Genomic DNA, 25,031 nt, shown 5'->3' with positions numbered 1-25,031 from the left:
GGTGTTTGTGGGAACTGCAATTTTTAGATAGTGCCTGCGACTTTCTCATTTGCCCACTTGCCCCATGCGTGGCCTGATTCACCCTTGTTCACTCAAGGCAGGCCCATGGAAAACGTTTACGCAAAACCCACCACTGCCGTTTGGCTGATGATCAGCGTGGTGCTGGTCGCCCTTAACCTGCGCCCGTCGATGGCTGCTGTGGGGCCGTTGTTGTCTTCGATTCGTGGCGATGTGCCGTTGAGTTTCAGCAGCGCGGCGTTGCTGACCATGTTGCCGGTCATGACCATGGGCATGGCGATGTTCTTTGGCATGGGCTTGGCCAAGCGTTTTGGTGAACACCGCAGCATTCTCCTGTCGCTGCTGGTGATCGGCGTGGCAACGCTGTCGCGGTTGTTCCTGGATTCGGCGCTGGAGCTGATCGTCAGCGCGATTGCGGCGGGGATCGGTATTGCGATGATCCAGGCGTTGATGCCGGCGCTGATCAAGTCGCGCTTCAGCGATAACGTTTCACTGTTCATGGGCCTGTACGTCACCGCCATCATGGGTGGCGCGGCGCTGGCGGCTTCGTTCTCGCCCTTCGTGCAAACGCACACCGGCAGTTGGCGTATCGGCCTGGCGATCTGGGCTGTGCTGGCGTTGCTCGCCTTGGTGTTCTGGTACGCCCAGCGCTCGGTAATGCCGCCATTACCCGAGGCCGGTTCTGGCCCGCAGGAATCATTTTTCGGCAATCGCCGCGCCTGGTTGCTGGCGATCTTTTTTGGTTTGGGCACTGCGTCCTACACATGTGTACTCGCGTGGCTGGCGCCGTACTACGTGGAGCAAGGCTGGAGCGAGCAGGACGCCGGTCTGCTGCTGGGCTTTCTGACCGCCATGGAAGTGGTGTCTGGCCTGATCACCCCCGCCATCGCCAACCGCCGCCAGGACAAACGCGGCGTGGTAGCCGTGCTGCTGGTGCTGATCATCATCGGTTTCTGCGGCCTGATCCTCAGCCCGCAATCCCTCAGTTTGCTGTGGCCGTGCCTGCTCGGCCTGGGCATCGGCGGCCTGTTCCCCATGAGCCTGATCCTGTCCCTCGATCACTTGGACAACCCGCGCCGTGCCGGTGGCCTCACTGCCTTTGTGCAAGGCATCGGCTACCTGATTGCCGGCCTGTCGCCGCTGATCGCCGGGATGATCCGTGACCAACTGGGCAGTTTCGAATGGGCCTGGTGGTCGCTGACGGCGGTGATCGTATTGATGTTGCTGATCGTCACGCGCTTCAACCCGAGGCATTACGCGCAACATATCCGCTGAGGTCGTGTTGCAAACAGTATTTGTCCCACTGCAAACATAGAAACGCCCTACAGAGCTTTCTATTGGTACGCACGTTCCGTTAAGCTTTTGGGCTGTCTTGTACTGAGTTCGGTACAAAGGGTTTACGGACGAAACCGATGTTAAACAGTAACTTGCTCAGAAAACTCGATATGCAGGACTTGATGGTGTTTATCGCCGTCTACGACCAGAGCAGCGTTACCGAGGTGTCCGAAACGCTGTTCGTCAGCCAGTCCACCGTGAGCTACAGCCTGAAGAAGCTGCGCACCAGCTTTGAAGACGAGCTGTTTATCAACACCCGAGCGGGCATGCGTCCTACGTACAAGGCCACCACCATGTACGGCCATGTGCAGAAGATCCTCGAAAGCATCAACCTGTGCCACGCCGGTGGCCAGGCCTTCGACCCCACGCAAAAAGCCGTGACCTTCAACGTATGTGCACCGGAATACTTCGAACAGTTGATCCTGCCGCGCCTGCTGAAAACCTTCGACCGGGCCGACTTGCCGGTGATCGTCAATGTGCAGAAGCTGGAAACCGACATCCCCGCCGATGACCTGCGCGAAGGCCGTCTGGACTTGGTGATCTGCTTCGGCCCGCATTTTCATCGCGCCCACAAAGACTTCAAGACCCAGATGCTGCTGGAGGACGATTTGGTGTGTGTCTTCGATAAACGCTCAGCGCCCAGGGAGCCAGCATTCAGCCTGCAATCCTTCGTCGAACGGCGACATGTATTCCCCACGCCGTGGACCTCCGACACCAACATGATCGACGGCTGGCTGGCGCGCCAGGCCCACAAGCGCCAAGTGGTCGCCCGTGCCAACAGCTACAGCGCGGCATTGAAGATGATCACCGGCACCGACTTTATCCTCACCCTGCCCCGCCGCGTGCAAAAGCTACTGGCGCCAGAGCCGGTGTTCGGCCATTGCGAGGCGCCCAACGGGTTGCCGGGGTTCACCCTTGATATGCAGTGGAACGAAACCAGTGAACAGGACAGTGCCAATACCTGGTTTCGCGAGCAGGTGGTGAAGGTATGTGCCGATCAGGGCTTGTTGTAAGCCTTAGCCGATAGCGACTTTGCTATAGGCATCGCGGTCCATGTCGCGCAGTTCAACGCTCAGTTGTACCTGCACGCCTTCGGGCCACGGGCTAAGGTCCTGCAACACCGCCAGCAGGCTTTCCGACAGCTGCTGCTTGACCTGCGGCGAACGCCCGCTGAGCAATGACAGCTTCACCGCAATAAATCCGCGCGGATTGAGGGAGGTACCTACCTGAAAATGCTCAAGCTTCACCGCACGGCTTTTGATATCGAACTCGGAGCCGAATTGCCCGGACGCCATTAGCACATTGTTGAGCCGCAACAGGGTTTTATCGACGGTCAGGTCTGTCAGGTTGGCGGTGTATTCCAGGTGCAGATGCGGCATGGGTTGCTCCGAGGCTTGTTGTAGGAAGATTCTTGAATATATAGCGTCACGCCTTGCCGCCCAACCCTCTATCGCTCATGAACGCCTCCAGTCTCGACCGCACCCAACGCTCGGCGGGGTCGGTGTCCACATGGCTGAGCCAAACCATGGACAAGTCCAACGTCGGTGTCTCGAACGGAAACGGCTCACAAAACAGATTGCCCGACACCGCCATGGCTTCGGCGGTGTAGTCCGGCAGGCTGGCGATGAGGTCGGTGCCGGCCAGCAACGCCGGCAACGCGCTGTATTGCGGTACCGATAAAACCACGTGGCGCTTACGGCCAATCTCGGCCAGCCACTCATCGGCAAAACCCGACACGTTGGCGGTGTGAGACACCAGCACATGGGGCCGCGAGCAATATTCGTCCAGGGTCAGCGGTGTGTCCGAGGCATCCGCGCGCAGGAGTCGCGGACGGATATGGCGCAGCAACTTGCGCTTGGCATTCGCCGGCAGGCCACGGGTCTGGGTGATGCCAACGGTGATATCGCCAGACGCCAGCAGGTCAGGGATGCGCCAATAATCGACATGCTGCACCACGAACACCACTTGGGGCGCTTCCTGGCGCAGCGCGCGCAGCAACGGCGGCAACAGGCCGAACTCGACATCGTCGGACAGACCGATGCGAAACGTCATGGTGCTGATGGACGGGTCAAAATCGTGGGTCAGGCTCAAGGCCGACGACAAGGAATCGAGGGCCGGGGACAGATGCTGAATGATTTCCTCAGCGCGCGCGGTGGGCTCCATGCGATGGCCAACACGAATAAACAATGGGTCGTTGAACAAGGTACGCAAACGGTTCAGGGCCGAACTGATGGTCGGCTGGCCGAGGAAAAGTTTCTCGGCCACCCGCGTCACATTGCGCTCAAGCATCAGTGCTTCGAAGACCACCATCAGATTGATGTCGGCCTTGCGTAATTCATTGCGATTCATCGGCGCCTGCCCGTTTCACCAAGACAGGTCGCAGTGTAGAAAGCGCGGCGCACGCCGTCTATGCGCTTAATTGCCGATAAGTCAGCATCACAGGCGGACAGGTTGCTCAGGGCTTGAGCGGAAACTCCTGATCGCGCTCGGAAAGCTCCGTACCGTCGTCCGGATGCTTCCAGGTCTGCGGCTTTTCCTCTTCGCGCTGCCGCTGGGGTTGCTCACGCTCTGGTTCATCGCGCCGGTTTTGTTCGTTACCCATAGCCACCTCTTTCCTTAAGCATCGGTCACCTGTTCAAGCATAGGACAGGGAAAGAGATTTTGACGGCCACAGGGATTGATAATCCCTGAACATCAATAAACCCAAAATTTTCACTTATCATTTCTAAATGTGTCAGCCACTATCCATAGTCTTAAGCGAAATAAGCACTTTGAAAAGAACGCTGGAGACACAAAACCATGACTAGCCCTTCCCGCCCCGACTCTGCCCGCTCAAAAGTTGGCGCGGTATTCCGCGTTACTTCGGGCAATTTCCTCGAACAGTTCGACTTCTTTCTGTTTGGTTTCTACGCCACCTACATCGCGGCTGCGTTCTTCCCGGCCGCTAATGAGTTTGCGTCATTAATGATGACCTTCGCCGTGTTTGGCGCAGGCTTCCTGATGCGCCCACTTGGCGCAATCATTCTCGGTGCCTACATCGACGACGTCGGTCGCCGCAAAGGGCTGATCGTGACCCTCTCGATCATGGCCAGCGGTACGTTGCTGATCGTGCTGGTGCCGGGTTATCAGACCATTGGCCTGTGGGCACCGCTGCTGGTGTTGCTTGGTCGCTTGCTGCAAGGCTTCTCGGCCGGTGCGGAACTGGGCGGGGTGTCGGTGTACTTGTCTGAGATGGCCACCCCAGGCCGTAAAGGCTTCTACACCAGCTGGCAGTCGGGCAGCCAACAGATCTCCATCGTGGTCGCCGCTGCGCTGGGTTATGGCCTGAACGTGTGGATGGAACCGTCGGTGGTTGCCGACTGGGGCTGGCGCATTCCGTTCGCCGTCGGTTGCGTGATCATTCCGTTTATCTTTGTGCTGCGTCGCAACCTGGAGGAAACCGAAGAGTTCGCCAACCGCAAGCATCGCCCGACCATGCGCGAAGTGCTGGCAACCCTGGTGAAAAACTGGACCGTTGTGATCGGCGGCATGCTGATGGTGGCCATGACCACTACCGCGTTCTACCTGATCACCGTGTACGCGCCGACCTTCGGCAAGACCGTGCTGCAACTGAGCACCTCGGACGCCCTGCTGGTGACGTTGCTGGTGGCCGTGTCGAACTTTGTATGGCTCCCCATCGGCGGCACCCTCAGCGATCGCTTCGGCCGCAAGCCGGTACTGATCGCCATGACAGCGCTGGCGGTTCTTACAGCGTATCCAGCACTGTCTTACGTGGTGAATGCACCGAGCTTCGGCCATATGCTGGAAACCCTGCTGTGGTTCTCCTTCCTCTATGGCATGTACAACGGCGCGATGATCCCGGCGCTGACCGAAATCATGCCGGTGGAAGTGCGCGTGGCGGGCTTTTCCCTGGCCTATAGCCTGGCAACCGCGATCTTCGGTGGCTTCACCCCGGCGATCTCCACCTGGTTCATCCACATCACCGGGGACAAGGCCTCACCGACCTACTGGATGATGTTCGCCGCACTGTGCGCACTGTGTTCGACCCTGGCGTTGTACCGCCGCGCCAACACTCGCGGGCAGATGCTGCAGGGGGCGGTATGATGCGACCTCTGCTCAACACACTGGCGGCCTTGGCCCTCGGCGCGCTGGCGCTGTCGGCCCAGGCCGAGGAGCTCAAGGTAATGACCTCCGGTGGCTTCACCGCCGCTTATAAGTTGCTTGGCCCGCAGTATGCCCAGCAAAGCGGTGACACCCTCGATACCATTCTCGGCCCGTCCATGGGCAAGGCGCCGGAAGCGATTCCCAACCGCCTGGCCAGGGGCGAACACGCCGATGTGGTGATCATGGTCGGCTACGCCCTGGATGACTTGATCAAACAAGGCAAGGTCGACCCGGCGTCTCGCGTGGAACTGGCGGACTCGCGGATTGGTTTGGTGGTGAAGGAAGGCGCGGCGAAACCCGCCATCGGCACCGATGCAGAACTGAAGGCAGTGCTGAGCAAGGCCAAGTCAGTGGCGTACTCGGACAGTGCCAGCGGTGTGTATGTCGAGAAAGAGCTGTTCAAGAAGCTCGGCATGCCGGCCAAGGGCACGATGATCGAACGTATTCCGGTGGCTGAACAGGTTGCCAAAGGTGACTACGAAGTGGGTCTGCAGCAGGTCGCCGAATTGTTGCCCGTACCGGGCGTGACCTATGTGGGCAAAATCCCCGAAGACGTGCAGTCCGTTACGCGTTTTGCAGCAGGTATTCCGGTGAACGCCGAACACCCGACCCAAGCCAAGGCGTTGCTGAAGTACCTGGCCTCGCCCGAGGCGCAACCGCTGGTGCAATCCACCGGCCTGGACTCGGTGTCACGCTGACCGAAACGGCATCTCCCGCACCAACCGTTCCAACTCCAGCGCCGCGGGCGGCAATGTCCGCCCGCGGCGCTTGATCAAGCCCACATTGCGCATCACCTGCGGCTCCACCAACGGCACGCTTACCAGAACCGGGTGCGCGCACGCCGGCATTGCAATCGAAGGCACCATCGCTACCCCCAACCCCGCCTCCACCAACGCGATCATGGTGGTCACGTGGTGCGTCTCGCAGACACTCGGTTTTTTCACACGTACGCCGCGCAAGGCCTGGTCAAGCAGGAAGCGGTTGCCCGAAGTTTTGTCCACCGTGATGTAGTCATGCTCAAAGGCTTCGGCCCAGGTCACGCTGTCACGTTCGGCCAACGGGTGATCACGGCGACAGGCGAGTACGTATCGCTCCTGCAGCAGCAGTTCGAACTCCACTTCATCGGGCAGGCTGCCGCTGAAACTCACGCCAAAATCCGCCTCGCCATTTTCCACCGCATTGCACACCTCACCGGCACTGGCATCCAGCACCCGCAGGCGAATCTTTGGATACAGCTTGTGGAATTCGGAGATCACGTGAGGCATGAAGTAGTACGCAGTCGAAGGCACGCAGGCGATGATGACATCGCCCATGCGCGTGGACGCGACGTTACTGATGCCCATCAGCGCGATGTCGAGGTCGTCGAGCATGCGCTCGACTTGCGGCAGGAATGCACGGCCCACCATCGTCAGGCTGACCCGTCGGGTGGTGCGCTCGAACAGCTTCACATCAAGCGCGGATTCAAGTTTTTCGATGCGCCGACTGAGCGCCGGTTGCGAGATACGGATGGCCTCCGCGGCGCCGCGAAAACTGCCCTTGTCTACCACAGCGCGGAAGGCTTGGAGGTCGTTGAGGTCGAAGTTGATGATCACGGAGAACGGCCAGTCAATAGCGGGATGGACGGCATTATCGTACGACTGTCGGTGGGAAGCCATGCATGAGGACCGCCAGAAAAACTGCAGTTGTGGCTTAGCCGGATTCTGAGAGCCCCGTAAGTTGCTTCCTGTTTTTTCTGACGTAAAGACACGCTCGCTCTGGTTCCCTAGAATCCCGCGTTCGACTTTATGACTAATGGACCCAGCCATGGCCGAACCGATCGTAAAAAGCACACCACTGACTTGGTACGTCGAGCATTTCGCCTTCTTCAGCGGTGCCTTTACCTTTCTCGCTATCGCGGGGCTGTTGATATTTATCTACCGACGTTCCGGATCGCTGCTGTTTTTGCGGGATTGGATATGGCGGTTTTTTGGGGGCAAAACGCGCTTCGAAACAGAACGTTTTGAACGCATGCGCAAGGATTTGCGCGAGCTTGAATATTACCGCTACGAATTCAACATCCCTGCCAAAACGCTGCGGGAGGCAGACTTGGCCGAGGATTGGATGTACAGCAATGAATTCGCCCCGCGCGACTTCGGCCGCGTGAAGCGCTACATAGAGTGGGGCGACTTCACAGCGCTGAATTTCATCACCCAGCGGTTCGCACAATGGCGCATCAACTGTTTTTTTGTACTCGCTTTCGTGCTTTTGGCAGGTGTAGCCATTGCGGTTCCTCTGATTGAATCGAAGTACCTGATGGTGTCCCTGAAAAACGCCCCAGATGCTCCATCGTTCTATTTATCTGAAGATAACGTGAAGTTCGGCATCTGGTCCGACAACGTCCTGATGGTAGAACACTGCCGGTCGTCCGAGTCGCTACAGGCTTTTCTTCTCCCGGGATTACCGGAAGAGAAACTCGACATCATTTGCTCATTCTTCCTCGACAAGAACTACAACAAATACGTACGAGAGGGTTTGAGCGAACAGCGCGGGCTACTGTTCTCGCTGGTACTCGTGTCGATGGCCTGGATGATTTACCTGGTGATCCTGATCGCGCGAATGGAAGTCGCCCGACGACTCTACAGACAATGGCAGGCCAACCAGTCTTGAAAAAGCTGCCTTGAAAAAAGCACTTAGGTGCGTAGTCTGCAATCCGACCGTTTTCGACTGAGAGTTCAATGAGCAAGGCATCCGGCAGAAAAACGCTACACCGAGCGCTGAAAGGAGCTGTATGCCTGGTAGGCCTGCCCTGCCTCGCCGCGCTGGGCTTCTTCACTTGGCAAAACTTCTACCCCGTGAATACGGCGAGCGGCTGGACTGTTCAGGTGCTGCACCGCGATGTGCCCAAAGCTGCCTCGCTGATGCCGTTACCGGACGGCGCGTTGATGGTCAGCCAGGAGCTCGACGACGCCAAGGGCAGTATCGTGCGCATTCACCTGGACGGAACACGCGAAGTGGTGGTGGGCAAGCTGTCCAAACCCGACGGTATGCTCTCCACCCGTGGCGGCTGGGTATTCAGCCAGGAAGCACTCGACTCTCCCGTCAGCTTCCTCAAGGACGGTACCGTCACAGAGTTATTCAGGGGCGAAAACGTGCAAGGTCTGTGGGACGACGGGGACTACCTCTATGCGATGGAGGACCGTCGCGACGAGGGCCGTCTCCTACGTTATCGCTGGAGCGACCGGACCTTGAGCGTCGTGCGCAAAGACCTCGATGAGGGTGAATCCATCATCCGCTGCACCGATGGCCGCATGCTCTACACGAAGAAGAAAGAAGGCACGGTGCGTGAGCTAGCCGCAGACGGCAGTGATCCGGTGGTACTGGCCAAGCTGAACCAGCCGACGTTTTTGATGTGCGATGAGCGCGGGTTATGGATCAATGAAGACGCCACCCACCGCGCGCGGCTGTTGCTGATCGACAAACAAGGGCACCAGCAGACGATTTTGTCGTTCTTGAAAGCGCCACAATCGATCGTGCCGACTGCGCGCGGGACTTATCTGCTGGCCGAGGGCGGACGTGATCGCGTATTGGAGCTGACCCCGCCCCAGCACGCTGTCGCGCAGGAGTGAGCGCGCTGCTTACGCAGGTGATGCCATTCAGTGCGAGCGCCTCGGTGAGCGTCTCTCGGTAAATCAATATACCCGTCTCCCAAAAAACGATGGCGTGTCGACGAAGACCGGCAAACACCCAGGCTTCAATCTTGGAAGGAGGTATGAACAAAGCTGTGCGGAAGGGTATGTAGGACTTTTATGGCACCAAAAACGAAAAAGCCCCGTAGCTTATTCAGCTACGGGGCTTTTTCTATGTAATGGCGGAGAGATAGGGATTCGAACCCTAGGTACCGGTGAAGGTACAACGGATTTCGAATCCGTCCCATTCGGCCACTCTGGCATCTCTCCAACGGCGCGCATCATAACAGCATGATTCGTGGATGCAAAGCGCCTAAGCGATTTTTTTCCGTGCTATCAGATGCTTGCGTCGATTACAGCGGTACGCCGAGACGATTGGCGACTTCTTCGTAAGCTTCGATAACGTCACCGAGGCCCTGGCGGAAGCGGTCTTTGTCCATCTTCTTCTTGGTGTCCTTGTCCCACAGGCGGCAGCCGTCCGGGCTGAATTCGTCGCCCAGGACGATGGAACCGTCGTGGAACACACCGAATTCCAGCTTGAAGTCCACCAGCAGCAGGCCTGCGTCGTCGAACAGCTTGCTCAGTACGTCGTTGACCTTGAGGGACAGCTCTTTCATGCGAGCCAGTTGCTCAGCGGTGCCCCAGCCAAATGCCACGACGTGGGATTCGTTGATGAACGGGTCGCCCTTGGCGTCGTCCTTCAGGAACAATTCGAACGTGTAAGGGTTGAGCTTGAGGCCCTCCTCCACACCAAGGCGCTTGACCAAGCTGCCGGCGGCGTAGTTACGCACGACGCATTCGACCGGGATCATGTCCAGCTTCTTCACCAGGCACTCGTTGTCGCCCAGCAGTTTGTCGAATTGGGTCGGAATCCCGGCCTCTTCGAGTTTCTGCATGATGAAGGCGTTGAACTTGTTGTTCACCATCCCCTTGCGGTCCAGTTGTTCGATGCGCTTGCCGTCGAACGCCGAGGTGTCGTTGCGAAACAGCAGGATCAGGCGGTTGGCGTCGTCGGTCTTGTAAACCGACTTGGCCTTGCCGCGGTAGAGTTCTTCACGTTTTTCCATGATGGGCTCCGCTTTGAGTGAGGTGGGCTAGGCGATATGTCGCCAGTCGAGCCCTGAATCTTGATCGGCCAATTGCAGCCAGTCCGGGTCGCACCCGAGGGTGTCGACAAAACATTGCCGGGCAAGCGTCGGCAGGTTGTTCTTGCTGCTCAGGTGGGCCAGGACCAGGTGTTGCAGGTCTTGCCAGCCCAACTCATACACCAGGTACGCCGCCTGGTGGTTGTTCAAATGTCCCAGTTCGCCGCCCACCCGCTGCTTGAGAAAGTAGGGATAGTGACCGCGAGCCAGCAGGTCTCGGCAGTGGTTGGACTCGATCATCAAGGCATCGAGGTCGCGGTAACCGTCCAGCACCTTGGCGCAGTAGGAGCCCAGGTCGGTCAGCACGCCGAAGCGTCGCTGGCCATCACTGAATACATACTGCGTCGGCTCCTGAGCGTCGTGCGCCACGGCAATCACATCAATGCTCAAGGCACAGATTTGCAGTTGCTCACCGCCAGCCAGGAAACCTGCGGGCTCAATGGGCTTGCGCATCCCGCGCAAGGTGCCGCGACTCAGGTACACCGGAAGATTGTAGCGCCGAGACAGCAAACCCACGCCATGCACGTGATCGGCATGTTCGTGGGTCACTAGAATAGCGCTCAGCTGCGTGGGGTGAACCCCCAGGCGCAGCAGGCGCCGCTCGGTTTCTTTTAACGAGAAACCACAATCCACCAGTACGTACGTGTCGTCGTGGGCGACCAGCGTGCCGTTCCCTTGGCTACCGCTACCGAGAACAGCAAAACGCATCGGATCAGCCCAGATTGTCCTGAATTACGCCCAACACTTTGCGGGCTGTTTCAGCCGGCGCAACGGTGTTGATGTTCTTCTCGACAGTGACTTGCACAGTCTCGCCAACCTTGCTCAAACGAACCTGATAACGCTCGGCGCGGGTCTCGATTTCTTCCTTGGTCGGCTGGCTGCCAAACAGCTTGCCGAAGAAACCAGGCTCGTCGTCTTTGCGCTCGGCCTTTTCAGCCACGTTGATGTAGTAGAGGCCAAGGCTACGGTTGATGTCTTCAACACGCCAAGGGCCTTGCTCCAACGCGCGACCGACGCTGGCCCAGGCACGGTCCAGGTCTTCACCCAGATTCAGCACCACGTTGCCACTGCCGTCCTCGGTGAGACTGACGCGACTCGGGGTGTCGTAATCACGTGCGGCGAGCAGGGAAACGGAACCGCCCTTCTCGGAAATACGGCTCATGCTGGCCAGCATCTCGTCGACCAGTGCAGAGTCAACGCCGGTGTTGACCGAACGGTTGGTGAAGGCGACGTTGGCGGTGCTGCCGGCAGGACGCTCGGCACTCACCACGTAGACTTCACTGGTATTGCGCTGCACGCCTGGCTCGATGCGAACACGCACGCGGGCTTCGCTGTCAGCCGCTACACCACTGGCTTGCAAACGCTTGGCCATGGTGGCGGACAGTTCGCTGCCTTGCTGCCATGCCGTGGTGAATTCGCCGGTCTGCGGGCGCTGCTCGTCGATGCGGAAACCGTTGTCCTGGAAGAACTGCACCGCCACTGGCCAGACTTCGGCAGGTGGGCGCTGAGCAACGATCCAGCGGGAATCACCGCTCTTCTGGAGGCTGTAGTCGCTGGCATCCGCCACGGCCGAGATCGGCTGTGGACGTGGCACTACGTATTCACCCTTGGTGGTGTCGTCGGCAACGTTGCGTGGAATCGGCAGCAACGGGTCAAGACGCTTTGCAACGTTGACGTCCGGCGGCAACTGCATCGGTTTGGTTGCTTGTGCTTCCAGGTAATCGCTGCCGCGGTCACGGAAGTAGCCTTCCGGGCCCCAGATCCAACCGCAGCCACTGGTGCTGGAGATAATCAAGGCAAGTGCGGAAAGTCCGGCCAATCGCTTCATGCGTAGTGCTTCCTCAATTAAACCAGGACGCCGGACTGGCGCAGGGCCTGTCGCAGCGGTTCGTGACAGGCTTCGCTGAGACGGGTGAGCGGCAGACGGATACCGTCCGGCATCAAGCCCATCTCGAACAGCGCCCATTTCACGGGAATAGGGTTGGATTCGATAAAGAGTGTCTTGTTGAGCGGCATCAGCTTCTCGTGGATCGCACGGGCGGTCACGGCGTCGCCAGCGATGGCAGCAGCGCACATGTCACTCATGGCACGTGGGGCCACGTTGGCGGTCACGGAGATGTTGCCCTTGCCACCCAGCAGGATCAGCTCGACAGCCGTGGCGTCGTCACCGGAATACAGCAGGAAGTCGCTGCTCACACCGGCCAGGATGTCCTTGGCGCGCTGCAGGTCGCCAGTGGCTTCCTTGATGCCGATAATGTTCGGCACGGTGGACAGGCGGATCACGGTCTCGGCCTTCATATCGCACGCGGTACGACCCGGCACGTTATAGAGGATCTGCGGGATGTCGACGGCTTCGGCAATGGTGCGGAAGTGCTGGTACAGGCCTTCCTGGGTCGGCTTGTTGTAATACGGAGTCACCAGCAGGCAGGCGTCGGCGCCAGCCTTCTTGGCGTTTTTGGTCAGCTCGATCGCTTCGCGCGTCGAGTTGGCACCCGTACCGGCGATCACGGCTATGCGGCCCGCAACACGCTTGACCACGAACTCAATCACCTGGATGTGTTCTTCCACATCGAGGGTGGCCGACTCACCTGTGGTGCCGACCGCCACAATGGCGTTGGTGCCTTCTTGCAGGTGGAAGTCCACCAGTTTGCCCAGGCTGTCCCAGTCGAGATGACCTTGTGCATCCATGGGTGTGACCAGTGCCACCATACTGCCCGCAATCATGCAACCGCTCCTGCCGGAAAAAGAGAGCCGTAATGGTACTGGCGCCAAGATGCTTGTACAAGCGAAGTACCGCGTGAGGATGCGTTCTGGGGCAACTAAACGATGGGCAATGCCATCATTGGACGAAAGCATGGGTTACAGCAGGCTGGAATCACGCCGTTCACGTAATGAAAACGCCACCTCCTATCCCTTGGCGGCGCTTTTCGCTACCCTTCATGCTTTGATCGATACGGCCCTCATGGTATCGACCGCTCATCGTTTAGGAAGGCTGCATGTCCACCCCCACAGTTCGCGAACAATTCCTTGTTATCAGTGCCCTCGGCGCCAACCCCATGGAGCTGACGAACGTCCTGTGCCGCGCCAGCCATGAAAACCGCTGCGCCGTCGTGACCTCCCGCCTGACACGCCATGGCGAGTGCAGTGCGCTGGTCCTCCAGATCTCCGGCACCTGGGACGCCCTGGCACGCCTGGAAACCGGCCTGCCGGGCCTGGCCAAGAAACATGACTTCACCGTCAATGTAGTGCGTAGCGCCGCGCTGGAAAACCGTCCCCAGGCCCTGCCTTATGTGGCTTACGTCAGCTCGGCGTACCGCTCGGACATCGTCAACGAGTTGTGCCAGTTCTTTATCGACCATAACGTCGAACTGGAAAACCTGACCTGCGACACCTACCAGGCCCCGCAAACCGGCGGCACCATGCTCAACGCCACTTTCACCGTGACCCTGCCAGCCGGCGTGCAGATCAGTTGGCTGCGCGACCAGTTCCTGGATTTCGCCGACGCACTGAACCTCGACGCGTTGATCGAACCATGGCGCCCACAGAACCCAATGTAAGGAAGTATTCATGGCAGTAGTCATCGACCAACCCATAGCCGACTTCGAAGCCCAGGCCACCAGCGGCCAGACTTTTAGCCTTGCGGCCCTCAAGGGTAAGCAGGTGGTGATCTACTTCTATCCGAAGGACAGCACCCCCGGCTGCACCACTGAAGGCCAAGGCTTCCGTGACCAGTACGCCGCGTTCCAAGCGGCCAACACTGAAGTGTTTGGCGTGTCGCGCGACAGTGTGAAGTCCCACGAGAACTTCAAAGGCAAGCAGGAATTCCCTTTCGAGCTGATCAGCGACAAAGACGAGGCGGTTTGCCAGCTGTTTGATGTGATCAAACTGAAGAAGCTTTACGGCAAGGAATACTTGGGTGTGGATCGCAGCACCTTCCTGATCGACAAGGAAGGCGTGCTGCGCCAGGAATGGCGTGGCGTGAAAGTGCCAGGGCACGTGGATGCTGTACTGACAGCAGCGCAGGCTTTGAATAAGGTCTGAGGATGTGAGAGGGGGAGCAGGCTCCCCCTTTCCCTTTCAGAGCAAAGGCGCCACCACTGGCTCCTGGCGCGGCCACGCATCCAGCACTGCCTTGAACAGCGTCGCCAGGGGAATTGCAAAGAACACCCCCCAGAATCCCCATAGCCCACCAAACAACAATACCGCGCAAATGATCGCCACCGGATGCAGGTTGACCGCCTCCGAGAAGAGCAACGGCACCAGCACGTTGCCATCCAGGGTCTGGATGATCCCGTACACCGCCATCAGGTAGATGAACTGGTCGCTCCAGCCCCACTGGAACAAAGCGATCAGCGTAACTGGTACGGTCACCACTACCGCGCCGACATAGGGCACCACCACTGAAATACCGACCAGCAATGCCAACAGGGCCGCGTAATTCAGGTCCAGGGCAATAAAAGCGATGTAGGTAACGCCGCCGCAGATAATGATCTCGATGACTTTGCCACGAATGTAGTTGGCGATCTGCCGGTTCATTTCCTCGGCAACCCGAGTAATTAGCGCTCGCTCACGCGGCAGGTAGCCACTCACCCAGCGACCGATCATTGCGCGATCCTTGAGAAAGAAGAACACCAGGATCGGGACAAGCACCAGGTAGATCATGATATTGACCAGCAGCGGCAAGCTGGACAGGGAAAACGTCAGCGCCCATTGCCCGAATTTCCCGATTTCGCCGCGCGCCACTTCAATGGCCTGCAACACCTGCTCATCCGATACCAGATGCGGGTAGCGCTCCGGCAACAGCAGCAACAGCGACTGCCACTTGGCGAGCATGCCCGGCAACTCGTTGAACAGCGTTATCAGTTGGTGCCACAGCAGCGGCAACACCACCACGATAAACACCACCAGCAGGCCCATGAACAAGGCGAAGACCAGCCCCACTGCCGCACCGCCTGGCAAGCGCAAACGCTCAAGGGTGGTGACCAGGCCCTGCATCAGGTAAGCGAGCACCATCCCCGCAAGTACGGGCGCCAGCATGCCACCCAAGGTGAGGACTGCGGTAAAGGCCAAAAACAACAGGACGGCTAGTACCACGGCTTCTTCATCAGAAAAGTAGCGCTGGATCCAGTCTCGTAACACTTTGAACATCAATCAACCTCGGGTGGTAGGGGCAACGGCTCAGGCCTTGCGCAACCAGTAACGGTACACACCGGCGGCATCTTCTTCATGCAACAACGTGTGGCCGGCCAGTTTGGCAAATGTGCGGAAATCCCTCTGGGAACCTGCGTCCGTTGCGGTCACCTTGAGCACGGCACCGCTGGTCAATCGGTTGAGTTCCAGCTTGGCCTTGAGCAAGGGCAACGGGCAATTGAGGCCGCTGGCGTCGAGCTCGGCATCAAAGGCTACAGCGTCGGTCATGGTTTTACTCCGGGCAAGCGTTCGGGGTGCTTAGAATATCTGGTCCGAAGCTCAGTGTCCGGCTACAGTAAGCTCTTTGTCGAAAGGCTATGTGCATGACTTTTTTGCGCCCCACCCTGCTGACGCTGGCTTGCCTGCTGGCCTCTCCAGGCTTCGCTGACGACCTGCCGTCGCTTGGCGACGCCAGTTCTGCCATTGTCTCGCCACAACAGGAATTCCAACTGGGCCGTGCCTGGCTGGCCTACCTGCGCGGACAGGTTTCCCAACTGAACGACCCGCAACTCAAAGATTACGTCGAAACCAGCGTGTATAAGCTGGTAGAAACCAGCCAGGTGAACGACCGACGCCTGGAGTTCATCCTGATCAACAGCCCGCAACTCAACGCGTTTGCCGCGCCAGGCGGTATTGTCGGCGTGAACGGCGGCCTGTTCCTCAACGCCCAGACCGAAGGAGAATACGCCTCGGTGCTGGCGCACGAATTGGCTCACTTGTCACAGCGTCACTTCGCCCGTGGCGTTGAAGCGCAGCAGCGCATGCAGATCCCGATGATGGCTGCTCTCCTCGGTGGCATCATCGCGGCAGCCGCCGGCGCAGGTGATGCGGGCATTGCTGCGATCGCCGGCACCCAGGCGGCGGCGATCCAGGAACAACGGCGGTTCTCTCGGCAGAATGAACAAGAGGCTGACCGTATCGGTATCGTCAATCTGGAGAAAGCCGGCTACGACCCGCGCTCCATGCCGACCATGTTCGAGCGATTGGGGCGTCAATACCGCTTCGACGCCAAGCCACCAGAATTCCTGTTGACGCACCCGGTCACTGAATCGCGGATCGCCGACACCCGAAACCGAGCCGAGCAATCCAAGCCCGGCGGAAAGGAAGACAGCCTGCGCTATCAACTGATTCGCGCACGGGTGCAGCTGCAATATGAGGACACCTCAGGACTCGCCGCCAAACGCTTCCAGGCGCAACTGGACGAGAATCCGAAAAACGATGTGGCGCGTTATGGCCTGGCCATCGCCCAAATCAAGGCCTCACAATTCAAGCAAGCGAGAGATAGCCTGCAACCGCTGCTGGCCAAAGCGCCCAATGACATCACTTATAACCTGGCGCAAATCCAGCTGGACATAGACAACAGCCGTCTAGCCGACGCCCAACAACGCACGGATCGGATGCTGACCCAATACCCCGGCAACTATCCGCTGAATCAGATCCGAGTCGACCTGCTGCTTAAACAAAATCGTACCGCGGATGCGGAAAAGGCCCTGGATGGCCTGCTCAAGTCTCGTCCGGACGATCCGGACGTGTGGTATCAAGTCGCCGAGACACGCGGGTTATCCGGCAACATCATCGGCCTGCACCAGGCGCGCGCTGAATACTTTGCTCTGGTGGGCGACTTCCAGCAGGCGATTCAGCAACTGGACTTCGCCAAACGCCGCGCCGGCAGTAACTTTCCATTGTCGTCACGTATCGACGCACGCCAGCGTGAGCTGATCGAACAGGAACGCCTGGTAAAAGGGATGATGAGCTAAACCCATCACCCACAAAAAAGCCCCGCCATCGTTGACCGACGGCGGGGCTTTTTATTGGCTTAGCGGATTACTCGGCCAGCTTGAATGTAATGAAGCTGGCGCGCCCCTGACGCAGCACGCGCATCGACACCGAGCGATTCTTCGGCAACGCCTTGGCGATATCAGTGAACTGCTTGGTGGAGTCAATCGCCTGATTGTTCAGGTGGGTGATCACGTCACCCGGCTGCAGGCCGATCAACGCTGCTGGGCCATCCTGCACCTCCTTGATCACTACGCCGCCCTTGAGGTCGAAGCTTTTCTTCTGCTCTTCGGTCAGCTCAACGACTGCAATGCCCAGACGGTTGCTGCTTCGCTCAGCACCCGATTTGTTATTGCCGAGGGCGTCCAGAGTCGCACCTTCTTCAGGAATAGCGCCTACCGTCAGTTCAACGTTCTGGCGCTTGCCGTCACGAATTACTTCCAGCTTGGCCTTGCTGCCCGCCTTGAGTGCACCGACCAGGTGTGGCAGGTCGGCCGACATGACAATCGGTTGGCCATTCATGGTCAGGATCACGTCGCCGACTTGCAGGCCGCCTTTAGCAGCGGGGCCGTCGTCCTGGATCTGTGCAACCAGAGCACCAGCAGGCTTGTCGAGACCGAAGGACTCAGCGAGGTCTTTGTTCACTTCCTGGATCACTACGCCCAACCAGCCACGGCTAACCTTGCCACCGCTTTTCAATTGGTTGGAAACATCCATGGCCACGTCGATCGGAATAGCAAACGACACGCCCATGAAACCACCGGAACGGGTGTAGATCTGCGAATTGATACCCACTACTTCACCCGCCAGGTTGAACAGCGGGCCACCGGAGTTACCTGGGTTGATCGGCACGTCGGTCTGGATGAATGGCACGTAGTTCTCATTCGGCAGGCTGCGACCAATGGCGCTGACGATACCCTGAGTCACAGTGTGGTCAAAACCGAACGGCGAGCCGATGGCGACTACCCACTGCCCGGCCTTGAGGTCCTGGGATTTGCCCAGCTTCAGAACGGGTAGATCCTTACCGTCGATCTTCAGCAGCGCAACGTCGGAACGTGGGTCGGTGCCCACCAGCTTGGCTTTCAGCTCGCTGCGGTCGGCCAGGCGCACGAGAATCTCGTCAGCGTCAGCGATCACATGGTTGTTGGTAAGGATGTAGCCATCAGGGGAAATGATGAAGCCCGAGCCCAGGGACTGCGCTTCACGCTGGCCACCACCACCGCCACGAGGCGTGCGCGGTTGTGGCATGCCGCGCTCGAAGAACTCGCGCAGCATCGGCGGCAGGCCTTCCAGGTCAGGCATCTGCTGGTTCGACACTTTGCGATCTGGCAGTTTCTGCGTGGTGCTGATGTTCACCACGGCCGGCGAGGCTTGCTCAACCAATTGGGTGAAATCAGGCAACTCGGCCGCTTGTGCAGGCAAGGCCTGGCCAAGCACCAGTACCGTGGCGACTATGGATAGGTAGGATTTCAAACGTGGTATCGACATACAGCTCCCGTTACGACGAGCAGGGTTGAGCGACAGGGTTCAAGAAACGCCGAAAACTGCGACCGACATTTTTGTTCCGCGAACAAAACAAGGCCAGAGCCGACAAGCCCTGACCTATAAAAAACATGGGAGATTTTTGCAAGTGAAAATGCTGATCCAGACATTTCATGCTCTCGGCAGCCAGCCTGACATGGACGTACAGTGGAAGAGCAGGATGAACATAGGATTAACAACTCACGGCTGGATGGTGGCCTTTTTTTCACCGCGCACCGACAGCGCGATACGCTCGGCGGTGCCTATAGGAATTTCACCAACTACCGTCACCATCATTTCGCCGTCCACCGTATTCAGCCGGCGGGACACAGCAACCGTGGGGCCCAATTGAGTGCGGGTTTCAGTCACGCCCACAGCGCTGATCGGCTCAAGAAATACCGAAAAACGTGCCAGCCCGTCTTCATACATCAAGCTGTCGACAGTGGCTTTGGTCTGAGCATCTTTACGGGCACTGCTATTGGTCAGCTGAAAACCCGGCGGCAACCATTCCAAATGCCAAGCCTGAGTGGGCTCTACTTCCGACGCCTTAGTATCTGAGATAGCGATAGACGTGCATTCACTGCTGGGCTGCAAATCACGATCGGTGGGCGAGGTAGAAGTATTCAAGCGTGTGAATTGAAAGCGCTCCAGTAACTGCCCTTGATCGTTCAGTAACAGGGACTTGAGCGGCAATGCGGTTTCACGATCCAGATGCAGCTCAAAACCATAACGGTATTGATCACGTGGCGTAATCGAAACGATGACTGCATTACGGCCGGCCACGCGGGACTTGCCGATGATGGCCAATTCGTAAAATGGATTGATTTTTTGCGGGTCAAGCGCTCGTGAAGGCTCATCTCGCGAATTGCCAATGCCAGCAACCAGCGTGCCGCTGACACATTGTGTGCGGCCATCCACTCGCACAACTTCCTGGGCAGAACCATCGAGCTGCAAGAGCCGCTCGCGTACCTGACCATTCTGGACACGGTGCCAGATGTCGTGGGTGGAAAAACTGCCGTTACGTTCATAGACGAACGTACCTTCAAAGCTTTGCTGCTGCTCTGCACGCCCAAGTCGAGTCAGCCAATCTTGGGCTTCATCGGCATGGGCGGGTAGTGCAAACCAACCACTGAGAAACAGCGTAAGGAGCGGTATGGCGCGCATAATGCCCCTTAGCGGTTTAGCGATTTTCCAGGCTTGCAGCGCGAGCGTATGGCAGAGCGCTTTCAGTGCCTTTCAAGGCTGATTCCTGTGCGTGTTGGCGCAAGTAGCCTGGAAGACGCTGGTCCTGCGATTGCCCTTGAAGTACACCGTTGGCCATAGGGCCAGTGGTGTCAGAGCTTTCCTTGTAGCCGGCCAGTACAGCTGGGCCTTTGACTTGCGGACCGGCCATGACCGGCTGCTGAGTCTGTTGGGCCAGTTCGGCACCAGCAATTTCGTCCTGGTTGTACAGGCGAACACCAGCAAGCACTGCAACTGTCACCGAGGCAGCGACTGCCAGGCGACCCAGGCTACGCCAAGGACCACGAGCAGCTTTTGCCGGAACGGCTTCATCGGCCAGCGCAGCAGAAACAGCCGCAGCAATATCCAGACGAGGGATTAGAAGATCCTTATGCATCACCGCCCGAGCGACTTGGTAACGAGACCAGGTGTCACGGGTTTCGGCATCATCAAATGCGTTGAGCACTCGACGAAGTTCCAGTTCATCCGCTTCGTTATCCATCACTGCGGACAGCGATTCCTGCAGGGCATCACGACTCATGGCGGTTCCTCTCTTGGCTGTCGCCGCTGTCTTTAGTTTTCCTGCAACAAAGGTTGCAAGGCTTTATCGATGGCTTCCCGGGCCCGGAAAATCCGTGACCTCACAGTCCCCACCGGACACTGCATGACGCTCGCAATGTCTTCGTAACTCAGACCATCGAATTCACGTAAAGTTAACGCCGTACGCAAATCTTCTGGCAGTTGCTGAATTGTGCGATGAACGGTGCCTTCGATCTCGTCGCGCAGCAATGCACGCTCCGGCGACTCGAGATCTTTGAGGCCGTGATCACCATCGTAAAATTCTGCATCTTCTGAACTTACATCGCTATCTGGTGGGCGGCGTCCGCGAGACACCAGATAGTTCTTCGCCGTGTTGATGGCGATGCGGTACAGCCACGTGTAAAACGCACTATCACCGCGGAAATTGCCCAGTGCACGATAAGCCTTGATAAAGGCCTCTTGTGCAACGTCCTGCGCTTCATGGGTGTCGTGCACAAACCGCACGATCAACCCGAGAATTTTGTGCTGGTATTTCAGCACTAGCAGATCAAATGCTCGCTTGTCGCCGCGCTGAACGCGCTCGACGAGCTGCTGATCCTCTTCCTGGGTTAGCATGAACACTCCTCGTTGTACTTGAAGGAGGCTTGCATAACTAAACGATCAGGCTTGCAAACATAGACTCGGACTTTTCGCAAAAGTTCTCCCCCTTCAAGCAAGTTTCCGGCATGCACTGATTTGGCACACACGAAAAACGCAGCGCGGGCAACGCCGGCTGCGCGAATAATCTTGTCGCCGGTTTTCTGACGCGTCCAATGCTCCCGACGGGCCAATAAACTCAACGTTTCCCAGCTTTCGGGCAACCTGCTATTGAGTCGGGGCTTATGCAAAAAGTTCCCGCTTCAACAACCGGCTGATTTTACCCGAGCTGCGCACCGTAATCTCACATTGCCACGAATGCCCGGCTATTGTGCCGCTCCCCCCCTCTATATACTAGTGGCCCGTGTGACCCTTTGATTCGCCGATCCAGGCCTCCTGTCTGCGCCTGACCTTTGGATCGCTTTTTGCGGAATCCTTCAAATGAGCCAACAGTTTCAACACGATGTCCTGGTGATCGGCAGCGGCGCGGCAGGATTGAGCCTAGCGCTGACCCTTCCCAGCCATCTGCGCATTGCGGTCCTGAGCAAAGGCGACCTGGCCAACGGCTCCACATTCTGGGCCCAGGGTGGTGTGGCCGCCGTGCTGGATGATACCGACACGGTGCAATCCCACGTCGAAGACACCCTCAACGCTGGCGGTGGCCTGTGCAACGAAGATGCGGTGCGTTTCACCGTCGAGCATAGCCGCGAGGCGATCCAATGGTTGATCGATCAAGGCGTGCCGTTCACCCGCGACGAACACGCGAGCAGTGACGACGGCGGCTTCGAATTCCACCTCACGCGCGAAGGCGGCCACAGCCACCGCCGCATCATCCACGCCGCCGACGCCACCGGCGCCGCGATCTTCAAGACCCTACTCGACCAAGCCCGCCAGCGTCCCAACATCGAATTGCTGGAGCAGCGCGTCGCCGTTGACCTGATCACCGAAAAACGCCTGGGCCTGGACGGCGAGCGCTGCCTAGGCGCCTACGTGCTCAACCGTTCCAGCGGCGAAGTCGACACGTACGGCGCACGCTTCACCATTCTCGCGTCAGGCGGTGCGGCCAAGGTCTACCTCTACACCAGCAACCCCGACGGCGCTTGCGGCGACGGTATTGCCATGGCCTGGCGTTCGGGTTGCCGGGTGGCGAACCTGGAATTCAACCAATTCCACCCCACCTGCCTTTATCACCCTCAGGCCAAGAGCTTCCTGATCACCGAGGCGCTGCGTGGTGAAGGTGCACACCTGAAACTACCGAATGGCGAACGTTTCATGCAGCGCTTCGACCCGCGCGCCGAATTGGCCCCGCGCGATATCGTCGCCCGCGCCATTGACCATGAAATGAAGCGCCTGGGTGTCGACTGCGTGTACCTGGACATCAGCCACAAACCCGAAGACTTCATTAAGACCCACTTCCCCACGGTCTATGAGCGCTGTCTGGCGTTCAATATCGACATCACCAAAGGCCCGATCCCCGTCGTGCCCGCCGCGCACTACACCTGCGGTGGCGTGATGGTCGACCAGCACGGCCGCACCGACGTGCCCGGCCTGTACGCGATTGGCGAAACCAGCTTCACCGGCCTGCACGGCGCCAACCGCATGGCCAGCAATTCGTTGCTCGAATGCTTTGTCTACGCGCGCTCGGCGGCGGCAGACATTCTCGACCAACTGCCGCACATCCCGGTGCCGACCGCCCTGCCCCGATGGGATGCCAGCCAGGTCACAGATTCGGACGAAGACGTGATCATCGCGCACAACTGGGACGAGCTGCGGCGGTTCATGTGGGACTACGTGGGGATCGTGCGCACCAACAAGCGCCTCCAACGGGCTCAGCACCGCGTGCGTTTGCTGCTGGATGAGATCGACGAGTTCTACAGCAACTATAAAGTCAGTCGTGACCTGATCGAATTGCGCAACCTGGCCCAGGTCGCGGAACTGATGATCCGCTCGGCCATGGAACGCAAGGAAAGCCGAGGCCTGCATTACACCCTCGACTATCCGCAGATGCTGCCAGAAGCCCGAGACACTATTCTGGTGCCAACCACCTTCGGCGGCTGAACTTCAGGCGTACCCGCAGGCGCCGATGCACATCGGCGACCTGCGAATCCCGTGGGACACAGACGGAACGCACCCGCCACTCGCCCTGAACCCGATAGCGCAATACAACAATCAGCGGCAACGCCAGGCTGTCGGGACGCAACTGCACGCTGTGCCAACCGCGCTCATGACTGAACAACTGCCAGCCATCCTCATCGCGACGCAGGCCAACAATCGACGAACGGTGGGTCAACAGGACATGACGCGGCAGCACCCAGACCGCATGGGCCAGGCATAACAGCACGCCAAGGAAAGCAAAGGGGGAATCGAGGACCAACAACGCACCCAGCGCGAATAGCTGGGCGAGCACATACGCCGCCAGCATTAGCCGTGAGGCCCGCCAGCGGCATTCAAAACGATTACTTGGGCTGAACACGGTCCAGAATGATCCGAACCATACGCTGCAGCTCAGGATCTTCCGATTCGGCGCGTTCCATGAACCAGCCGAACATGTCCTGGTCTTCGCATTCGAGCAGACGGACATAGAGGTCGCGATCTACTTTATTGAGCGTGGCGTACACCTCTTTGGTGAAAGGCACCAACAACACATCCAGCTCCAGCATGCCACGACGGCTGTGCCAGTAGAGGCGATTGATTTCTACTTCTTCGACCATGGAGCGCTCCTCAAATAGCGCGCAAGTATACAGGCACCACGGCCCCGGAACAGCCGGCTTTGGTCGCACCATATGGAAACTATCCATTTGCCGGGCGCCCCTCTATGATGCACCCATGACTTTTTGACCTGCGATGACCCATGGCTGACTCCGCTTTTTTCTGCCCGCTGTCCCACGAAGGCGTTCTGGCCGTCCGCGGCTCCGACGCTGCCAAGTTCCTGCAGGGCCAGCTCACCTGCAACCTCAATTACCTGAGTGATACTCAGGCTAGCCTCGGCGCGCGCTGCACGCAAAAAGGCCGCATGCAATCGAGCTTCCGTATCCTCTTGCAAGGTGACGGAGTATTGATGGCGATGGCCACCGATTTGCTGGAACCGCAACTGGCCGACCTGAAGAAATACGCGGTGTTCTCCAAGTCCAAGCTCACCGACGAAAGCGCCGCCTGGGTGCGTTTCGGCCTATCGAACGCTGACCATGCACTCGCCAGCCTGGGTCTTGAACTTCCAGCCGAGACTGACAGCGTAGCGCGTGCCGACGTACTGATCGCCATCCGCGTATCCCCAGCCCGCGCCGAACTCTGGGTGCCTGCCGAGCAAGCCGACACCGTGCGCAGCCAACTGGCCGCTCACGTAAAAGAAGCAGACTTGAATGAATGGCTGCTGGGCCAGATCCGCGCTGGCATCGGCCAGGTCATGCCGCAAACCCGCGAAGTCTTCATCCCGCAAATGCTCAACCTGCAAGCGGTGGGCGGCGTGAGTTTCAAGAAAGGTTGCTACACCGGCCAGGAAATCGTCGCGCGCATGCAGTACCTGGGCAAACTCAAGCGCCGCTTGTACCGCCTGAGCCTCAACGCGGCTGACATGCCCGAGCCAGGCACCCCACTGTTTTCCGCTAGCCACAACAGCTCGATCGGCGAAGTGGTGATTGCAGCAAAAGCTGACCAAGCGATTGAACTTCTGGCCGTATTGCAAGCCGAAGCAGCCGATAGTGGCGATGTGCACTTAGGCACACTGGAAGGCCCAGGTTTACAGCTGCTTGAGCTGCCTTATACCCTCGACCGCGATCGAGAAATCCAGCGTTAGTCGCCGTACCTTTTTGCAGCACCCTAG

General features: G+C 58.6%; 27 protein-coding genes and 1 tRNA gene. 11 read left to right on the top strand and 17 right to left on the bottom strand.

The features are described from left to right. Positions 1 to 105: 105 nt before the first annotated feature. Both LRO94_RS07965 and LRO94_RS07960 read left to right on the top strand, forming a co-directional pair. Positions 106 to 1,293 carry a CynX/NimT family MFS transporter gene (locus LRO94_RS07965; RefSeq protein ID WP_179179405.1) on the top strand — a complete coding sequence of 396 codons (1,188 nt, stop codon included), beginning with the start codon at positions 106 to 108 and terminating at the stop codon, positions 1,291 to 1,293. A gap of 137 nt (positions 1,294 to 1,430) precedes the next feature. Then, on the top strand, positions 1,431 to 2,366 hold the full coding sequence (locus LRO94_RS07960) for a LysR family transcriptional regulator (protein WP_099601376.1): 936 nt from the start codon (positions 1,431 to 1,433) through the stop codon (positions 2,364 to 2,366). Positions 2,367 to 2,369: 3 nt separating this feature from the next. Here LRO94_RS07960 and LRO94_RS07955 read toward each other — a convergent pair whose 3' ends face one another. From LRO94_RS07955 to LRO94_RS07945, 3 genes are all read right to left on the bottom strand, one after another. Further along, entirely contained in the window at positions 2,370 to 2,732 is a 363-nt protein-coding gene (locus LRO94_RS07955) for a 5-carboxymethyl-2-hydroxymuconate Delta-isomerase (protein WP_032888675.1), read from the bottom strand. Between the two features lie 46 nt (positions 2,733 to 2,778). Next, positions 2,779 to 3,702 carry a LysR substrate-binding domain-containing protein gene (locus LRO94_RS07950; RefSeq protein ID WP_032888674.1) on the bottom strand — a complete coding sequence of 308 codons (924 nt, stop codon included), beginning with the start codon at positions 3,700 to 3,702 and terminating at the stop codon, positions 2,779 to 2,781. 106 nt (positions 3,703 to 3,808) lie between these two features. Continuing rightward, positions 3,809 to 3,955 carry a hypothetical protein gene (locus LRO94_RS07945; RefSeq protein ID WP_177434248.1) on the bottom strand — a complete coding sequence of 49 codons (147 nt, stop codon included), beginning with the start codon at positions 3,953 to 3,955 and terminating at the stop codon, positions 3,809 to 3,811. 197 nt (positions 3,956 to 4,152) lie between these two features. On the opposite strand from LRO94_RS07945, the gene tcuC reads away from it, so the two are divergent. Both tcuC and LRO94_RS07935 read left to right on the top strand, forming a co-directional pair. Next, a complete protein-coding gene (gene tcuC / locus LRO94_RS07940) occupies positions 4,153 to 5,457 on the top strand; it encodes an MFS transporter (RefSeq protein ID WP_179179406.1) in 1,305 nt (434 codons plus the stop codon). After that, positions 5,457 to 6,215, top strand: coding sequence for a substrate-binding domain-containing protein (locus LRO94_RS07935; RefSeq protein WP_122680432.1), 759 nt, complete (start codon positions 5,457 to 5,459; stop codon positions 6,213 to 6,215). The genes tcuC and LRO94_RS07935 overlap by 1 nt, the downstream gene beginning before the upstream one ends. Here LRO94_RS07935 and LRO94_RS07930 read toward each other — a convergent pair. After that, on the bottom strand, positions 6,207 to 7,109 hold the full coding sequence (locus LRO94_RS07930) for a LysR family transcriptional regulator (RefSeq protein ID WP_099601501.1): 903 nt from the start codon (positions 7,107 to 7,109) through the stop codon (positions 6,207 to 6,209). The two genes, LRO94_RS07935 and LRO94_RS07930, sit on opposite strands and share 9 nt — an antisense overlap. Before the next feature lie 211 nt (positions 7,110 to 7,320). On the opposite strand from LRO94_RS07930, the gene LRO94_RS07925 reads away from it, so the two are divergent. Both LRO94_RS07925 and LRO94_RS07920 read left to right on the top strand, forming a co-directional pair. After that, the gene (locus LRO94_RS07925; protein ID WP_032888670.1) at positions 7,321 to 8,163 is read left to right on the top strand and encodes a DUF6216 family protein; all 843 of its coding nucleotides are present in this window, start codon (positions 7,321 to 7,323) and stop codon (positions 8,161 to 8,163) included. A 68-nt stretch (positions 8,164 to 8,231) separates the two neighbouring features. Further along, positions 8,232 to 9,122 (top strand): hypothetical protein, encoded by an 891-nt coding sequence (locus tag LRO94_RS07920; protein ID WP_233896972.1) that lies wholly within the window; start codon positions 8,232 to 8,234, stop codon positions 9,120 to 9,122. A gap of 240 nt (positions 9,123 to 9,362) precedes the next feature. Here the strand turns inward: LRO94_RS07920 and LRO94_RS07915 are convergent. The 5 genes from LRO94_RS07915 to dapA all read right to left on the bottom strand — a co-directional run bounded on the left by LRO94_RS07915 (position 9,363) and on the right by dapA (position 13,051). Continuing rightward, positions 9,363 to 9,452 (bottom strand) — tRNA-Ser (locus LRO94_RS07915). Positions 9,453 to 9,535: 83 nt separating this feature from the next. Beyond that, positions 9,536 to 10,249: a phosphoribosylaminoimidazolesuccinocarboxamide synthase gene (gene purC / locus LRO94_RS07910; RefSeq protein ID WP_003172493.1), complete on the bottom strand. Its 714-nt coding sequence runs from the start codon at positions 10,247 to 10,249 to the stop codon at positions 9,536 to 9,538. A gap of 27 nt (positions 10,250 to 10,276) precedes the next feature. After that, entirely contained in the window at positions 10,277 to 11,035 is a 759-nt protein-coding gene (locus tag LRO94_RS07905) for an MBL fold metallo-hydrolase (protein ID WP_179179407.1), read from the bottom strand. A gap of 4 nt (positions 11,036 to 11,039) precedes the next feature. Then, on the bottom strand, positions 11,040 to 12,155 hold the full coding sequence (gene bamC, locus LRO94_RS07900) for an outer membrane protein assembly factor BamC (RefSeq protein WP_122680213.1): 1,116 nt from the start codon (positions 12,153 to 12,155) through the stop codon (positions 11,040 to 11,042). 17 nt (positions 12,156 to 12,172) lie between these two features. Continuing rightward, positions 12,173 to 13,051 (bottom strand): 4-hydroxy-tetrahydrodipicolinate synthase, encoded by an 879-nt coding sequence (dapA, locus tag LRO94_RS07895; protein ID WP_032888561.1) that lies wholly within the window; start codon positions 13,049 to 13,051, stop codon positions 12,173 to 12,175. A 272-nt stretch (positions 13,052 to 13,323) separates the two neighbouring features. On the opposite strand from dapA, the gene LRO94_RS07890 reads away from it, so the two are divergent. Next, a complete protein-coding gene (locus LRO94_RS07890; RefSeq protein WP_003172487.1) occupies positions 13,324 to 13,884 on the top strand; it encodes a glycine cleavage system protein R in 561 nt (186 codons plus the stop codon). A gap of 10 nt (positions 13,885 to 13,894) precedes the next feature. After that, positions 13,895 to 14,368, top strand: a complete 474-nt coding sequence (locus tag LRO94_RS07885) for a peroxiredoxin (protein ID WP_032888558.1) — start codon at positions 13,895 to 13,897, stop codon at positions 14,366 to 14,368. Positions 14,369 to 14,404: 36 nt separating this feature from the next. On the opposite strand, the gene LRO94_RS07880 is transcribed toward LRO94_RS07885, so the two are convergent. Both LRO94_RS07880 and LRO94_RS07875 read right to left on the bottom strand, forming a co-directional pair. Beyond that, positions 14,405 to 15,475: an AI-2E family transporter gene (locus LRO94_RS07880; protein ID WP_032888556.1), complete on the bottom strand. Its 1,071-nt coding sequence runs from the start codon at positions 15,473 to 15,475 to the stop codon at positions 14,405 to 14,407. A gap of 30 nt (positions 15,476 to 15,505) precedes the next feature. Then, on the bottom strand, positions 15,506 to 15,745 hold the full coding sequence (locus LRO94_RS07875; RefSeq protein WP_032888554.1) for a sulfurtransferase TusA family protein: 240 nt from the start codon (positions 15,743 to 15,745) through the stop codon (positions 15,506 to 15,508). A gap of 95 nt (positions 15,746 to 15,840) precedes the next feature. Here LRO94_RS07875 and LRO94_RS07870 point away from each other — a divergent pair, with 95 nt between their 5' ends. Then, positions 15,841 to 17,274 carry a M48 family metalloprotease gene (locus LRO94_RS07870; RefSeq protein ID WP_095184077.1) on the top strand — a complete coding sequence of 478 codons (1,434 nt, stop codon included), beginning with the start codon at positions 15,841 to 15,843 and terminating at the stop codon, positions 17,272 to 17,274. A gap of 67 nt (positions 17,275 to 17,341) precedes the next feature. Here LRO94_RS07870 and LRO94_RS07865 read toward each other — a convergent pair whose 3' ends face one another. The 4 genes from LRO94_RS07865 to rpoE all read right to left on the bottom strand — a co-directional run bounded on the left by LRO94_RS07865 (position 17,342) and on the right by rpoE (position 21,190). Further along, positions 17,342 to 18,781: a DegQ family serine endoprotease gene (locus LRO94_RS07865; RefSeq protein ID WP_032888548.1), complete on the bottom strand. Its 1,440-nt coding sequence runs from the start codon at positions 18,779 to 18,781 to the stop codon at positions 17,342 to 17,344. Between the two features lie 234 nt (positions 18,782 to 19,015). Continuing rightward, positions 19,016 to 19,978, bottom strand: a complete 963-nt coding sequence (locus LRO94_RS07860) for a MucB/RseB C-terminal domain-containing protein (protein ID WP_179179408.1) — start codon at positions 19,976 to 19,978, stop codon at positions 19,016 to 19,018. Positions 19,979 to 19,994: 16 nt separating this feature from the next. Next, positions 19,995 to 20,576 (bottom strand): sigma-E factor negative regulatory protein, encoded by a 582-nt coding sequence (locus LRO94_RS07855; protein ID WP_032888545.1) that lies wholly within the window; start codon positions 20,574 to 20,576, stop codon positions 19,995 to 19,997. Positions 20,577 to 20,608: 32 nt separating this feature from the next. Then, positions 20,609 to 21,190: an RNA polymerase sigma factor RpoE gene (gene rpoE, locus LRO94_RS07850; protein WP_003172477.1), complete on the bottom strand. Its 582-nt coding sequence runs from the start codon at positions 21,188 to 21,190 to the stop codon at positions 20,609 to 20,611. 462 nt (positions 21,191 to 21,652) lie between these two features. Here rpoE and nadB point away from each other — a divergent pair, with 462 nt between their 5' ends. After that, positions 21,653 to 23,269 (top strand): L-aspartate oxidase, encoded by a 1,617-nt coding sequence (nadB, locus tag LRO94_RS07845; RefSeq protein WP_032888543.1) that lies wholly within the window; start codon positions 21,653 to 21,655, stop codon positions 23,267 to 23,269. Here nadB and LRO94_RS07840 read toward each other — a convergent pair. Both LRO94_RS07840 and LRO94_RS07835 read right to left on the bottom strand, forming a co-directional pair. After that, positions 23,238 to 23,684: a protein YgfX gene (locus tag LRO94_RS07840; RefSeq protein ID WP_179179409.1), complete on the bottom strand. Its 447-nt coding sequence runs from the start codon at positions 23,682 to 23,684 to the stop codon at positions 23,238 to 23,240. The genes nadB and LRO94_RS07840 overlap by 32 nt on opposite strands. Beyond that, on the bottom strand, positions 23,668 to 23,922 hold the full coding sequence (locus tag LRO94_RS07835) for an FAD assembly factor SdhE (RefSeq protein WP_032888540.1): 255 nt from the start codon (positions 23,920 to 23,922) through the stop codon (positions 23,668 to 23,670). The genes LRO94_RS07840 and LRO94_RS07835 overlap by 17 nt, the downstream gene beginning before the upstream one ends. 140 nt (positions 23,923 to 24,062) lie before the next feature. On the opposite strand from LRO94_RS07835, the gene ygfZ reads away from it, so the two are divergent. Further along, positions 24,063 to 25,004 (top strand): CAF17-like 4Fe-4S cluster assembly/insertion protein YgfZ, encoded by a 942-nt coding sequence (ygfZ, locus tag LRO94_RS07830; protein ID WP_122755726.1) that lies wholly within the window; start codon positions 24,063 to 24,065, stop codon positions 25,002 to 25,004. Positions 25,005 to 25,031: the final 27 nt, after the last annotated feature.

This window comes from Pseudomonas sivasensis (assembly GCF_021391435.1).
GTDB classification, from domain to species: Bacteria; Pseudomonadota; Gammaproteobacteria; order Pseudomonadales; family Pseudomonadaceae; genus Aquipseudomonas; species Aquipseudomonas sivasensis.
This window is presented reverse-complemented; position numbering and strand designations above follow the sequence as displayed.

Bases quoted from the DNA above. Each gene is read 5' to 3' on its own strand.
- LRO94_RS07965 (WP_179179405.1), top strand. From the start codon at position 106: ATGGAAAACGTTTACGCAAAACCCACCACTGCCGTTTGGCTGATGATC.
- LRO94_RS07960 (WP_099601376.1), top strand. From the start codon at position 1,431: ATGTTAAACAGTAACTTGCTCAGAAAACTCGATATGCAGGACTTGATG.
- LRO94_RS07955 (WP_032888675.1), bottom strand. From the start codon at position 2,732: ATGCCGCATCTGCACCTGGAATACACCGCCAACCTGACAGACCTGACC.
- LRO94_RS07950 (WP_032888674.1), bottom strand. From the start codon at position 3,702: ATGAATCGCAATGAATTACGCAAGGCCGACATCAATCTGATGGTGGTC.
- LRO94_RS07945 (WP_177434248.1), bottom strand. From the start codon at position 3,955: ATGGGTAACGAACAAAACCGGCGCGATGAACCAGAGCGTGAGCAACCC.
- tcuC (WP_179179406.1), top strand. From the start codon at position 4,153: ATGACTAGCCCTTCCCGCCCCGACTCTGCCCGCTCAAAAGTTGGCGCG.
- LRO94_RS07935 (WP_122680432.1), top strand. From the start codon at position 5,457: ATGCGACCTCTGCTCAACACACTGGCGGCCTTGGCCCTCGGCGCGCTG.
- LRO94_RS07925 (WP_032888670.1), top strand. From the start codon at position 7,321: ATGGCCGAACCGATCGTAAAAAGCACACCACTGACTTGGTACGTCGAG.
- LRO94_RS07920 (WP_233896972.1), top strand. From the start codon at position 8,232: ATGAGCAAGGCATCCGGCAGAAAAACGCTACACCGAGCGCTGAAAGGA.
- purC (WP_003172493.1), bottom strand. From the start codon at position 10,249: ATGGAAAAACGTGAAGAACTCTACCGCGGCAAGGCCAAGTCGGTTTAC.
- LRO94_RS07905 (WP_179179407.1), bottom strand. From the start codon at position 11,035: ATGCGTTTTGCTGTTCTCGGTAGCGGTAGCCAAGGGAACGGCACGCTG.
- bamC (WP_122680213.1), bottom strand. From the start codon at position 12,155: ATGAAGCGATTGGCCGGACTTTCCGCACTTGCCTTGATTATCTCCAGC.
- dapA (WP_032888561.1), bottom strand. From the start codon at position 13,051: ATGATTGCGGGCAGTATGGTGGCACTGGTCACACCCATGGATGCACAA.
- LRO94_RS07890 (WP_003172487.1), top strand. From the start codon at position 13,324: ATGTCCACCCCCACAGTTCGCGAACAATTCCTTGTTATCAGTGCCCTC.
- LRO94_RS07885 (WP_032888558.1), top strand. From the start codon at position 13,895: ATGGCAGTAGTCATCGACCAACCCATAGCCGACTTCGAAGCCCAGGCC.
- LRO94_RS07880 (WP_032888556.1), bottom strand. From the start codon at position 15,475: ATGTTCAAAGTGTTACGAGACTGGATCCAGCGCTACTTTTCTGATGAA.
- LRO94_RS07875 (WP_032888554.1), bottom strand. From the start codon at position 15,745: ATGACCGACGCTGTAGCCTTTGATGCCGAGCTCGACGCCAGCGGCCTC.
- LRO94_RS07870 (WP_095184077.1), top strand. From the start codon at position 15,841: ATGACTTTTTTGCGCCCCACCCTGCTGACGCTGGCTTGCCTGCTGGCC.
- LRO94_RS07865 (WP_032888548.1), bottom strand. From the start codon at position 18,781: ATGTCGATACCACGTTTGAAATCCTACCTATCCATAGTCGCCACGGTA.
- LRO94_RS07860 (WP_179179408.1), bottom strand. From the start codon at position 19,978: ATGCGCGCCATACCGCTCCTTACGCTGTTTCTCAGTGGTTGGTTTGCA.
- LRO94_RS07855 (WP_032888545.1), bottom strand. From the start codon at position 20,576: ATGAGTCGTGATGCCCTGCAGGAATCGCTGTCCGCAGTGATGGATAAC.
- rpoE (WP_003172477.1), bottom strand. From the start codon at position 21,190: ATGCTAACCCAGGAAGAGGATCAGCAGCTCGTCGAGCGCGTTCAGCGC.
- nadB (WP_032888543.1), top strand. From the start codon at position 21,653: ATGAGCCAACAGTTTCAACACGATGTCCTGGTGATCGGCAGCGGCGCG.
- LRO94_RS07835 (WP_032888540.1), bottom strand. From the start codon at position 23,922: ATGGTCGAAGAAGTAGAAATCAATCGCCTCTACTGGCACAGCCGTCGT.
- ygfZ (WP_122755726.1), top strand. From the start codon at position 24,063: ATGGCTGACTCCGCTTTTTTCTGCCCGCTGTCCCACGAAGGCGTTCTG.